Raw genomic sequence first — 13,090 nt, forward strand, 5'->3', positions numbered from 1 at the left:
TTTTTTTCCTCCTCGTTGACAACCTTGCGATATTCCGGACTGCAGCAACTCATTATGCCACCTTGTTCCAGTTTGAAATATCCTCTTCAAGTGGAAGATTATTTGCGCGATTTTTCTTAGCTGCTACGAAGAAGAGGACAACGAGTATGGCTGCTCCGATAAATCCACCAATCCAAGCAATGTTCATAGATAAGCCAAATCCTATCTGTGCATTTAAGATATAGGTGATAACCATGACTAACATAAACGTTCCCGGAATGAGTGGGATAAAATAGTTTTTCTTAGCGATGTACAAGTACATAGCACCAACAAATAGAGCAATAACAGCTGTAGCTTGGTTCGCCCAGCTAAAGTATCTCCATAAAATATTGAAGTCAATTTGTGTTAGGACCATAGAAATTACGAATAATGGAACCGCAATCCATAAGCGACTTGAAAATTTCTTCTGTGCAATATTTAAATATTCCGCAATAATCATACGAGCACTACGGAAAGCGGTGTCTCCAGATGTGATTGGAAGAACAACGACACCAAGGATTGCTAAAGTACCACCAATAGCACCAAGCATTGTAGTTGATACTTCACTTACAACCGCTCCAGGACCACCAGCTGCTAATACCTCATTTAAACCGCCATAGCCGTTAAATAAGCTCATTGCCGCAGCAGCCCAGATCATAGCAATAATACCCTCTGCAATCATCATACCGTAGAAAATTTTACGACCTTGCTTTTCTTTTTGTGTAGTACGAGAAATGATTGGCGTTTGTGTAGCATGGAATCCTGAAAGTGCCCCACATGTAATCGTAAAGAAGATTAATGGGAAGATCGGCGCATTGCTAGGATGGAAATTTGTTAATGAAAGTTCAGGAATTGGAGCTCCTGTAACCACTAGACCGATTCCTACTCCTACAGCACTAATGATTAATAATGCTCCAAAGTACGGGTATAAGCGGCCGATGATTTTATCAACTGGTAAAAGCGTAGCTAGAACATAATAAACAAATATAGCTCCAATAAGAATACCTAGTGCTACTTTCCCGTCCATAAGAACGTGGAGTAAGCTAGCAGGTGTGGAAACGAATACTGTACCAACCAGTAGAAGAAGAAGGACAGCAAAGGCATTAACCACGTGCTTCATTACCTTACCTAAAAACTTACTTGCAAGTTCAGGCAAGTGCGCACCGCGGTTACGGATGGAAATCATTCCAGTAAGATAATCATGAACAGCACCAGCGAAAATACAGCCGATAACAATCCAAATGAACGCTACAGGTCCGTAAAGCGCTCCCATAATGGGACCAAAAATAGGTCCTGTACCAGCAATGTTTAAAAGCTGAATCAAGGAGTTTTTTGGCGTGCTCATTGGGATGTAATCGACGCCATCACCATTTACATAAGCAGGTGTAGTACGATCTTCCTTCACCCCAAAAACTTTCTCAATAAATTTACCATAAGTAAAATAACCAATAATTAAAAGGGCAATCCCCGCTAAAAATGTATACATATGTTTTCCCCCTTTTTCCCTATAAGACAATGAATGCGTTTACATAACTATTATAAGAGAGTTATAGAATAAATAGGGGGATTTTAGTTTATGAAGTCGAAAATTAGGATTAACATGCTTTATTTCATGATTAAGATGCATTTATCCAGAATGGATATGTGACAGATTTTAAAATTTTGTTTCGATTATAAGAACCTGTACTCATTAAATTTCCAACCTTGAACGTAGAGCTTTAACATAATTCCGGCTAACGGAAAGTAAATCTTCTCTTCCTTCAATTTCTAATTGATAGGCCCCATTAAACCACGGGGTAAGTCGAGTTACATGCTCGAGGTTCACTAAATAGCTTTTATGGATGCGAAAAAAGCTATAATTATTAAGTCGACTTTCTAAGTCTTTAAGAGGAGTTTTGATTTCAAACTCCCCATTTCTAGTGATAATTTTCGTAACCTTTTCCTCTCTAAACATGTAAAGGATTTCCTTTGGTTCTAGGTAAAAAATTTCTCCCTCTGATTCTACTGCTAGCTTCGCAGCACCTTTCCCAACATCATGTCCGACTGGAGGGGAAAACTTCTTCTCAATTCTCTCGACTGTTTCTTGTAAAAGTTCTTCATCATAGGGTTTTAATAGGTAGTCAACGGCATCGTAGCGGAATGCCTCTGCAGCAAATTGCGGATATGCTGTGGTAAACACTACTAATGGTGACTTTTTAAGTTCCATTAGCGCCTTTGCCGCAGCCATGCCATTCATTTTTGGCATCTCAACATCTAGGAATACAACATCTGGCTGAAACTGGAGTGCTTTCATAATGGCAGCCTCCCCAGATTCTGCCTCTCCGACAATCTGAATGGAAGGAAAGGATTGCAATAAATGCTTTAATTCATCACGGCTATATCGTTCATCATCAACTATCAACGTTTTTATGGTTGTTTCCATCTAATTTGCCACCTTTATATAAGGGATAGAAAAGGTAATTTCAGTACCATTATCTACATCACTTTTTATCTTAAGAGCTGCGTCATCCCCGTATGTCATGGTAAGTCTGCGGTTAACATTATAAAGGGCGAGTCCAGTTCCTTTATCAGAATGGAGGAGTTCTTTCCCAATCTGCTCTGCGCGCTCCTTACTCATTCCTTGACCATTATCTGTTACGTTCACGAAGATAGAGCCATTCCTTTTTTTAACCGTAACCTTTATGATGCAATTCGTTTCTTTATTTTTAAAACCGTGTTTAATTGAGTTTTCAATTATAGGCTGCAATGTTAGCGGCGGGATGTTTTGAGAAAGTGCCTCTTTATCAATATCATAAATCACTTCTAATTTATCAACAAATCTTGCTTCTTCAATGGTTAAATAAGCCTTCGTATGTTTCATTTCTTGTTCAAGTGTAGTCATACTGTGTGTAGTCACAGTGAGATTTTGACGTAAAAAATGCGACAGGGAAACGAGCAATTTCCTGGCCTTTGCAGGGTCAAGCCGAATGAGTGAAACAATGGTGTTCAGTGAATTGAACAGGAAGTGTGGACTGATTTGTGCTTGAAGTGCCATGACCTCAGCTTCCTTAGCTAGTTGGTAGGCACGATCCGCCTCAGCAATTTCAAGTTGGTTACTAATCATCATACTGAGACCGGAAATAAGCTCCATTACCACATTGTTTATTTCTTTTTCAGAACGGAAATAAAATTTCAAGGTACCGATTGTTTTTCCACGTAATTTTAGTGGTGCGATTATCGCAGCACCAAGGGGGCAACCCTTTTCTCGACATTGGATGGATTCTTGGTTGGCAACAACGATTTCACCTTTATGAATGGCATCCAAAGTAATTTGAGTTTGGATTGGCCTTTCTGATCGATGATGATCATCCCCTAGCCCAACGTGGGCTAAAATTTCAGTCATGTTCGTCATCGAGACTGCACTTGCCTTAATCTCTTTATGTAAAATGTGACAAACTGCATGCGCAGACTGAGGGTTCATCCCATTTCGTAGGTGAGCAAGTGTTTGATCTGCAATCCGAAGAATTTTCTGTGCTTGGACGGCAACGACCTTTTCCTCTTCATTTACAACATTTCTAATCACTAGTAAAAAGAGCGCGCAACCGAGTCCGTTTGCAATAATCATTGGTAAGCCGATTATCTCAACCAAGGTCTGAGCTTGTTCAAATGGGCGCGATAGGAACAAAATAATCAGCATCTGTACCGCTTCAGCCAATGCCCCAATGAAAAAAGCAGATTTGAGTTTTATGTGTCGGTTCCTTTTATGGAAAAAACCTGCTAAAACACCGGCAATAATGGATGCAAGTCCACAAGAAAGGGAAGTAAAACCACCTAAAGTAAAACGATGAACTCCAGCAATTAAACCAGCGCCAATCCCAACCTTATATCCGCCAAGCAAGCCTGCTATCACGACGCCAATTACACGCGAGTTGGCAATCGCTTCATCCGCAGCCAGGTCAGAGGTCCAGCGGTTAAAATGTAAACTTTCGGTGCTCAAACTAAGTCCAGTATAGGTGCCAATTATCCCAAAAAAACCAAAAAAGAGAATCGCCGTATATTGTTGATGACGGTTCAACTGTTCTTGATAAATCATATCTCTAAAGAATTGAAACCTTGTTAAAATAAAGGCAATCGTAACAATGATACCGAGTCTTTCAACCATAGTAGTCAGAAGTTCAAACATATAGAAAGCTCCTTTAACCCATAAGACATAGAATCTTTAAGCTCATTTTATGCCAACTCTTCTTATTTTAAAAGAACAAAAAGGTGCCTGACCCCCGGTGGTGTGATGCGGTGAAGCATCACCACGCCGGGGGTCAAACACCTCTTTTTATGCACTTTTCTTAGTATAGACGTATGTTTCCACTTGAAACTTGTAAATCTAGTTTGTATTTACCTGTGCCGTATTTGCCTTCTAGACGATTTTTACTTATGTTTTCGTCTGTAAGGTCGAATTCAGAGTTGATTGTCCCGCTACTAGTTTTACCCATCAGTGTGAAATCAGCATCATCTGGCAAATCGAGGTTTATCCTGCCTGAACTAGCTTTGACGCTAGAGTGTCCATTTAATTCATCGATTTGGATGTTCATTTCTCCAGAGGAAACCTCCGCATCAATAGCTCCTGAATAGTTATGGATGTTCAATTTTCCTGAGCTCATATCAAAAGAGCTTGCAGTTGACTGAATATTGTCAACGTCTACCTTGCCAGATGAACCCTTATGATCAATATGATTCACAATTAAATTTCTAAGCTCTAACTTGCCTGATCCAAGAGTAATTTCAAGTTTATCAAGCTTCATTGGATTTTCTTTCGAAGGTCCTGAAAGCTCTAATGTCCCAGAGCCAACTTTAATTTCCATGTTTCGATTATAGTCTTCAGGGATAAAAATCTTCAAATTAGCATTTCGATTGATACTGAAAAAACTGAATGTTGGACCAGTAACTTCTACTTTTACCGTATCACCTTTATGGTCAATCTTTACAGTTCCTTTTCCATCATAGTCGACACTCAGATCTTCTCTATTTTCAGGAATAATGGTTGTAGGAACACTAGTAGTTTGTATCTCGATGCTGTCGATTCTTTCTGTTATTTCAGCAGACTGGTTGTTGGTAGAATTAAAACCTAACAAACTTAACACTGGAAAATTTGAAAAAATAATGTATATCCCAGTAATCACCAAAAAAATAACGAGTATCCTTTTTATCATTTCGCCCACTCCATTTCGTTTACTTTCCGCTTTATCCTCTTGATACCATCTTATTCCAAATCCGATAAGCCCTCAATGAACTATAGAATGAATTACGAGTCAGACTTAAGGCTGAAACAGGATGGACCTTCATGAATATAGGGGTAAAGGAATCGTGATCGAAGATTACGGGTTCTCTCTCGAGGTGCAAAAAGCAAAAAAGGCAAGGCAACCATATTGGTATTTACCCTGCTTTTCCCGTTAATCCACTATCTTCTTTGACTCTAAAAAAATAGAAGAAAAAATTCCTCTTATTAAGTAAAAAGCATTGAAATTAGCTTAAATAAACGGAGAAACTCCCGCTATTCACTCGAAAAACGTGAAAATGGAGGATTTTTAATTGCATAACCGGAAAATCTCCCCTTATTTTATTTGCGTTACTTATTCGATTAAAGACAAGCCTTCTTAATATTTCCAATTTGTCGTGAGTTTTGTTGTTTTACACTGTTAAAGAGAACCCGTAAACTTGAAGAAAGAGCTCTTTATTATAAAAAAGAGTACTTGACTCGTTTGCCTCATGAAGGAAACGAACCAGATACTCTTTTTATGTTAGTATCTATTCAGATTTTAACTTGGGATTCCAAGAGCAATTTTTGCGTAACGCGACATCCTATCTTTAGACCAAGCAGGGGACCAGACGATGTCGATTTTAATTTCTTTTAATTCTTTAATGTTAGCAGAAAGCTTCATATGTGCATCCGTCATAATCTGTGGTGCCATCGGGCAACCCATTGATGTCATCGTCATGTTTACTAGGAGATTGTTTTCTTCGTCTAAAATAACATCATAGATAAGACCTAAGTTAACGATATCAATCCCAAGTTCCGGGTCAATTACTTCTTCAAGAACTTCATAAATTCTTTCTGTTAATTCATTTGTCATTTGAAATTCACCTCATTAATATTTAATAGGCTTTGTTAAAGGTAGCTGTTGATTTCCGCTCCAGGCACTTCGCTTTCCGCGGGCGTTGCGGGGAGCCTCCTCGGCGCTAAAGCGCCTGTGGGGTCTCCCCAGCCCCATACTCCCGCAGGAGTCTTCGTGCCTTCCGCTCCAATCAACCTGTGAAAATCAACAACGTAATTTAACATAGTCATTTAATAAAAGTAAAACAGTTTAAAAGTTTAAACTTCGAGAATTGTCCAGCTCCAGTGCCTAGTCGCTCGGGTCTGATTAAGGCGCAATAGCTTTTCCTCTAAGATAAGATTCGTTTTTCGCCTTCGATTGCTTGAATAGGGTCAATATTCTGGGTGAATTCAAGTGTACCCATGTATTCGCCATTTTCGTCGCGCACTGCAAAATAGCGGATATAAACATATTTATCACGGAACTTGATATAGAAATCTTCAAGGTCCTTTTCTCCAGCCTTGAAATCACGGAGTAAGTCTTCGACAACGTGCACACTTTTTGGGGGGTGACAGTTTTGAACAGTTCTTCCGATAACCGCTTTCGTTCTATGGAAAATGCGCTCTTTTCCGTGTGAAAAATACCGAACTACATCATCTTGGTCAATGAAAGTAATATCTACTGGCAAATGATTTAACATAAGCTCTAATTGTTTTAAGGATAAAAGGCCTGTTTCCATTTTAATGAAGCCATCAGACATAGCAGCAGCTTTAACCTCATTGCGTTCTGGCTTCCAAACACCTGCAGGTCCTGTTAAGCAATAGCCGATATCTTCACCATCATGGGCAATCTTTACCCATTCATCTTCCGTTAGCGTTTGTAGTGCCATTGGGAAAAGGATGTTCTCTTCTTTATAAATCATTTCGCTAGTTTCTTTGATTACAAAGTAAACAGCTGAACTAATAGCCTTTTTTTCTCCGTTATAATTGATTAATTTTTCCTTAGCTCCCTTGATTGCAGCGCGAATGCCATCATCGACGCCCCACATGACTTGGGTTGGACCCATAATGCCATATTTCTCAAGATAAGGGAAAAGGAGATTTTCTTTGCGTGTGTAATGCTTATCCACATCATAAAGTAGGTTTAAATCCTCGATTAGTTTGTTAATATTTTCTTCGCTATCGTCTTTTTCAAAACGCTCAAGGTGGAGTTGCATTTTAAAATTAATAAGGAGATCAATTTCTTTATTTTCTAGCTTGAAAGTATGAATAGGGTGACCAGGCTGGTCTTCTGGTTTCTCCGAGCGATGAATTTCTTCAATTGACCCTTTGAAAATAGCGGTATGAACTGAGCAAAGGCGTTGAACCTCGGATACAGGAATTCCTTCTTCTTCCATTAATGCTTGCTCCAACTTTGAAATTTCCGCAACTGTTATGTTCCCAACGGCATCTTCAAATTGAGCTTTTACTTCATCAACACTTTTTCCGTTGTGCAAATCTTTGATGATTTGTTTTAGAGTTTCCTGACGTTCTGTTTGATTTTCAATTACTTGTTCACGATTATTAATAATTTCGCTCATATTCATTCTCCTTTTGGAAATTTATTTTATTTATAGTCGAATATATTTTCACGATGTTTATAGTTAAAAATCATTGATAACTTTTCTCATTAACAATGTAACACATCTAAATTCATGGGTTTGTGATGTAGGTCACAGGAGTAAAAATGTTACATAAATCCTCTTAAACCCGAATATGGCGGGGGTTAGGCTAGTAAAATCTTATTTTGAATGGTCCCCTTTTGCTCACTACATCCGGGCTCTTTCACAAATTCGCAATAGATATTCTGAATCTAGAAAACTTCTGGCTATCGAGGAATCTGTCGAATAGGTCATGTTGAGTACACCGTGGGGGTATAGTAAAATAAAGGAAAGGAGGTTTTTAGTTGGATATCCTTAATTCAGATGGAGAAATAACGGAATCTGATGACCAATGTTGTGCTACAGACAGAAAAAGTCATCATTCTGATAAAATGAAGAAGAACTTAGTCACAAGATTGAACCGAATTGAAGGGCAGATTCGAGGAATAAAGGGACTCATTGAAAAAGATACATATTGTGATGATGTCATTACCCAGATTTCCGCCACTCAAGCCGCATTAAATAGTGTCGCAAAGCTATTGCTTGAAGGTCATATGAAAACCTGTATTGTTGAGCGAATTCAAGAGGGCGACCAAGAGGTTGTTGATGAACTATTAGTGACGATACAAAAATTAATGAAGAAATAAAATAATAATTCAGCTCAGAACTACCCCAAAGCGTTGTCTCTTTTGGGGTTTTTATTTTTTCTTATCTATTATGTTTTTTCAGAGTCAAAAGAGGGAGGGCGTAAGATGAAAAAGGCATTAGTGCTTGGGGCTTCAGGAGGGATGGGGTATGCAATTGTAAAGGAGTTATCGGCCAGAGGAATTGGTGTAGTCGCCTTTGCCCGGACGAAGGAAAAGTTAGAGAAACTATTCAATAAGGACTCTAATGTAACCATTTTTTGTGGGGATATCTTTTCAATTGCCGATTTACAAGACGCAGCAACGGGGGTCGATGTCATTTTTCACTCAGCTAATATTCCCTATCCTGAATGGGAAGAGAAACTTCCGGTGTTAGTCAATAATATCTTAACGGTTGCGATTAATGAGCAGAGTAAATTAGCTATTGTAGATAATATTTACGCCTATGGAAGATGCAAAGGAAAAAAGGTGAAGGAAGATGCGGAAAAAAGTCCTCATACTAAAAAGGGGAAAATCCGTCTTCGGTTAGAAAAAATGATTAAGGAGTCAGGTGTATCAGCGTTAATCGCTCATTTTCCTGATTTCTACGGACCTAATGCGGAGAACTCTGTTTTACACTATACTCTGGCAAACGTGGTTCAAGGGAAAAAATCAGGTTTTGTTGGGAAACAAAACGTTGCCCGTGAATATATTTTTACACCGGATGGTGCAAAGGCAATTGTTAATTTGGCTTTGGACGAAAGTGCTTACGGGCAAAATTGGAATATACCAGGAAACAGTGTGGTTACAGGGGAAGAATTGATTCAAACCATTAGGGAGCTGACAGGCTATCAAAAGGGGTTATCAACTGTTTCTATAAACATGATTCGTGTACTAGGTCTTTTTAATGCAAATATGCGCGAGGTTGTGGAGATGTTTTATCTATTTGAAGAACCAGTGGTGTTGGATGGTCAGAAATATGAAGCGATGATTGGCCCACTTCCTAGGACCCCTTACAAAGAAGGGCTACGCCAGACGATAGATTATATGAAACAAGATAAAGAAGGAGGTAAAAAAGCTTAAGGTGTTCGAATATCTGGAGAAAATGGTAAAGCATATCTATTAATTAGAGCCTAACTCGCGTAGAGTTTGGGCTTTTTATAATCCCTTGTTGGCGTGTTCATTTTTAGGACAGTTCGACTGTGGTTGATGAGCGTTTTGTCTGTGAGTACATCTCAAGAACGGTATGGTGATTATTGAGGGGTGTTTTGTCCGTGAGAGCATGTCTCAAGGACAGATTTATAGTTATTTAAGAGTATTTTGTCCGTGAGAGCATGTCTCAAGGACAGATTTATAGTTATTTAAGAGTATTTTGTCCGTGAGAGCACACCTCAAGGATAGACCGATAGCTATTGAGAGCATTTTGTCCGTGAAAAAATACTAACTATGGGGTGGGTTCGCAACAGAGTCACCTTAGTTTTGCTAGATGTTCGTAAACCTCTCCAAGAGTAGTAAAGCCTTCCTTCTCAGCCTTTTGGAGATAATGCCCCCATAATTCAGCAGTCATTAATGCATCTCCAAGCGCGTTGTGGCGATTTTTTATCTCGATACCGCAATCTATACAAACTTTTTCTAATGGTTGGGACCCTGATGAGGGATCAAAAAGTCTAGTTAAAAAAGAGGTATCAATTATCCGATGTTGAAATTTTGTTCTGGTGTGGTCCCAGGTCGCTTTCTGCATAAAGCTTTGCTCGTGTTTGCTATGATGGGCAATAAGAATTCTACTTGAGGTAAAATGGAAAAATTTCATTAGGGCGTCAGCTATTTCGGGAGCAGATTGCAAATCTTCATCATGAATACCCGTTAAGATTGTGATTTCGTGAGGAATTGGGTTATTTGAACGGATTAAAGAATAGAATGTTTCCTGTGGTAGTATATCGCGCCCCTGCATTTTTACAGCTCCAATTGAGATGATTTCATCCCCTCTGTCGGGAAAAAAGCCAGTCGTTTCTATATCAAATACCACAACTTCAAGTTGGTTTAATGGAGAGGACAAATCGTCTTTTTGACGTACTTCTTTCTCGAGTTGGCGTAAAAAGGATATGCTCTGCGCGGTAGAGTGTCGATGCCCTGCTAAAACATTTGACCCTATTTTTTTTGTGCCCATGCCTCTGAAAAACTGGATAAAGTCATTCATGCCCATGTTGGTCATCCTTTTCTACTAGTTTTTTGACATAGTCAAAAAGACTGATTCCGTCTTTCAGTATTTCTTTTAGCTCTTTTCGTTGTTGTTTAGATAATCGACCGATAGCAACGTAATGTCCTGAATCATAGCCGGTGTGAATTCCGTATTGAAGACGATAGCTTTGTAGGGTTAAGAATTGCTTTGCATATTTTTCTTTTAGAACGGAATCAGGTAAAAGGTGAAGCCGTTCGTAAGTAGAAGTTATTAAGGAACTCTCGCGGATGGCCATTACTCTAGCTGCATTAACGTATGGAAATATCGCAGTTTCTTTTAGGTTAAATGAACCGGTCATGTGCCCGTGAGTATCAACAAGAAATTGTCCTAAGACGTTAACCCCTTTTTTAACATGCATTGTGTTTTCAAGGATTCGAGAAAGCAATTGCTTCTGATGAATAAATGGGTAGATTGATTGTTTTAGATGACCAATCAAATCTTCTCCATAAAGGCATCTTCCATCGATAAATGTTAACAAATGACGAATATATTCCCAAGAAGCTTCGAGTACCCAACTCTTTAGCTGCTTATCCCAATCCTCAAAAGACTTACACCACAAACGGTTACTTGCCATCACGTTGCCGTCACATTTTTGATAACCAGTTTCAACCAAACCTTCGGAGATTTCTTTGCCAAGTGTTAGGAAGTACTCTTGGGCTTTTACATCTCTCGTTTCATTAAAAATAATGCCGTGGTCCTGATCACTCCAAATACCTTGTTCAGATCTTCCAGCACTCCCCATAACAAAGAAACAAAATGGTGAAGGTGGGGGACCGAATTCAGACTGGAATGATTCAACTGCAAGATTTACGGTTTGCTTGATGATTTCATCATGAAGTAAATTTAACTGTGATGAACTGGACCAAACATGGCTCATTTCCTGGTCCCGGAATGCCTTTATCTGTGCATACTTGATGTTCATTGCCATGCCATTAACACCCCGTCTCTTAAAATAGCATTTCCCCTTGAACCAAGGCTCAAGGGGAGAATAAATATTTTAATCACTTCTATTAAATAAGCTAAGCTTTAAGCGTGCCGCCGTCATTTCCAAGATTAAGTGATTGATCTTTGTTTGCAGTTTTTTCTGCTTCAAGCAACTCAGGATACCCATAAGCGCCATGTTCACTAATATCAAGACCCATGATTTCCTCTTCTTCCGTAACGCGTAGACCACCCATAATGCCTTTCATAGCGGCTAATAGTACGTAGGAAACGATGAAGGCGAATGCGCCACAGACAACAACACCTAGAGCTTGAACGCCAAGTTGCTCAAAACCGCCACCGTAGAATAATCCCGGCTGCCCGACAGAAGCGAGTTCTGGTGTTGCAAATAGACCGGTTGATAAAGTCCCCCAAACACCAGCTACTCCGTGTACAGATAAAGCGTAAATCGGATCGTCGATTTTACGAGCTTCAAAGAAACGAATGCTATAGAATACAAGAATACCGGCGACGAAACCAATGACTACAGATGCCCAAGTATCAACGAATGCACATGATGCCGTAATGGCAACCAAGCCAGCTAAAGCGCCGTTTAACATCATAGAAACATCTGCTTTCCCCATCACTACCCAAGAGATAATCATTGCAGCAATTGTACCAGCTGCAGCAGCGAGGTTGGTGTTTACTGCAACAAATCCAAAGAATCCATCGTCAACAGCGACTGTACTACCAGCATTGAATCCAAACCAACCTACCCATAAAAGCAATACACTTAAGGCGGTATAAACTTGGTTGTGTCCATAAAGATTATTTGCGGAACCATCTTTATTGTATTTGCCAATCCGAGGTTTTAATAGAATGGTAGCAGCAAGTGCAGCCATTGCACCAGTTAAGTGAACAACAGTTGATCCTGCGAAGTCCTGTTTTCCGTGCTCTGCTAACCAGCCGCCGCCCCAAATCCAGTGAGCGATTGGTGGGTAAACCAATAGTGAGAATAAAACTGCGAATACAAGGTAAACTCCCATTTTTGCTCTTTCAGCAAAGCCACCAAAGGCGATGGTTAGTGAAATTCCAGCAAATGCTGTTTGGAATAAGAAAAATACTGCTCCGGAAAGTCCTAAGCCTTCTACGTCATAACCTGAGTAAAAGAAATCCGACAAACCAATTAATGCATTTCCTTCACCGAAGATTAACCCGTAACCGAATGCCCAGAATACAATGGAACCAATCCCAAAGGTGAGGATCGTTTTTCCGGCAATATGACCGGCATTTTTCATTCTCGTTGAACCTGTTTCTAATAGGATGAAGCCCCCAATCATTAAAATGACCAATACTGCAGATACCATAACCCAAACACTGTTTAATAAAAATGTAGTATCCAAATTCATTTCTCCCCTTCCAAATTGGTTTATTTGGCTTTCTGTAATTGTATTTTCGCATCGGTGTAAGGTTATTTCTACAACAGTGTCAGAAATCCTAACACATATTTTGGGAGGAGAGAGAATGTATTCCTTTGCTTTTTAAAATACAGGTTGGGAAATAAAACATGGGCGCACAATCG

11 protein-coding genes are annotated in these 13,090 nt (G+C 39.4%); 2 read left to right on the forward strand and 9 right to left on the reverse strand.

Annotation, left to right across the window (positions count from 1 at the left end):
- Nucleotides 1–52: 52 nt before the first annotated feature.
- The 6 genes from LG336_RS02440 to LG336_RS02465 form a co-directional block, all read right to left on the reverse strand.
- Complete coding sequence (locus tag LG336_RS02440) at nt 53–1,504, reverse strand: carbon starvation protein A (RefSeq protein WP_404330992.1); 1,452 nt, start codon at nt 1,502–1,504, stop codon at nt 53–55.
- 204 nt (nt 1,505–1,708) lie between these two features.
- A complete protein-coding gene (locus tag LG336_RS02445) occupies nt 1,709–2,440 on the reverse strand; it encodes a LytR/AlgR family response regulator transcription factor (protein WP_404330993.1) in 732 nt (243 codons plus the stop codon).
- Nucleotides 2,441–4,180 carry a LytS/YhcK type 5TM receptor domain-containing protein gene (locus LG336_RS02450; protein ID WP_404330994.1) on the reverse strand — a complete coding sequence of 580 codons (1,740 nt, stop codon included), beginning with the start codon at nt 4,178–4,180 and terminating at the stop codon, nt 2,441–2,443.
- Between the two features lie 160 nt (nt 4,181–4,340).
- On the reverse strand, nt 4,341–5,204 hold the full coding sequence (locus LG336_RS02455; protein ID WP_404330995.1) for a DUF4097 family beta strand repeat-containing protein: 864 nt from the start codon (nt 5,202–5,204) through the stop codon (nt 4,341–4,343).
- A 606-nt stretch (nt 5,205–5,810) separates the two neighbouring features.
- Nucleotides 5,811–6,125 (reverse strand): metal-sulfur cluster assembly factor, encoded by a 315-nt coding sequence (locus tag LG336_RS02460; RefSeq protein WP_404330996.1) that lies wholly within the window; start codon nt 6,123–6,125, stop codon nt 5,811–5,813.
- A gap of 310 nt (nt 6,126–6,435) precedes the next feature.
- Complete coding sequence (locus LG336_RS02465; protein ID WP_404330997.1) at nt 6,436–7,665, reverse strand: DUF438 domain-containing protein; 1,230 nt, start codon at nt 7,663–7,665, stop codon at nt 6,436–6,438.
- A gap of 371 nt (nt 7,666–8,036) precedes the next feature.
- On the opposite strand from LG336_RS02465, the gene LG336_RS02470 reads away from it, so the two are divergent.
- Together LG336_RS02470 and LG336_RS02475 are read left to right on the forward strand one after the other, a co-directional pair.
- On the forward strand, nt 8,037–8,372 hold the full coding sequence (locus LG336_RS02470; RefSeq protein ID WP_404333076.1) for a metal-sensitive transcriptional regulator: 336 nt from the start codon (nt 8,037–8,039) through the stop codon (nt 8,370–8,372).
- 105 nt (nt 8,373–8,477) lie between these two features.
- On the forward strand, nt 8,478–9,431 hold the full coding sequence (locus LG336_RS02475; protein ID WP_404330998.1) for an SDR family NAD(P)-dependent oxidoreductase: 954 nt from the start codon (nt 8,478–8,480) through the stop codon (nt 9,429–9,431).
- Between the two features lie 385 nt (nt 9,432–9,816).
- Here the strand turns inward: LG336_RS02475 and LG336_RS02480 are convergent, their stop codons facing one another.
- The 3 genes from LG336_RS02480 to LG336_RS02490 form a co-directional block, all read right to left on the reverse strand.
- Complete coding sequence (locus tag LG336_RS02480; protein WP_404330999.1) at nt 9,817–10,551, reverse strand: exonuclease domain-containing protein; 735 nt, start codon at nt 10,549–10,551, stop codon at nt 9,817–9,819.
- Entirely contained in the window at nt 10,538–11,515 is a 978-nt protein-coding gene (locus tag LG336_RS02485; protein ID WP_404331000.1) for a DUF294 nucleotidyltransferase-like domain-containing protein, read from the reverse strand. Before LG336_RS02485 ends, LG336_RS02480 begins: the two co-directional genes overlap by 14 nt.
- A 91-nt stretch (nt 11,516–11,606) precedes the next feature.
- Nucleotides 11,607–12,911 carry an ammonium transporter gene (locus LG336_RS02490; RefSeq protein ID WP_404331001.1) on the reverse strand — a complete coding sequence of 435 codons (1,305 nt, stop codon included), beginning with the start codon at nt 12,909–12,911 and terminating at the stop codon, nt 11,607–11,609.
- Nucleotides 12,912–13,090 lie beyond the last annotated feature (179 nt).

Origin of the sequence: Mesobacillus maritimus (assembly GCF_044803185.1) — a bacterium.
GTDB classification, from domain to species: domain Bacteria; phylum Bacillota; class Bacilli; order Bacillales; family Cytobacillaceae; genus Mesobacillus_B; species Mesobacillus_B maritimus_B.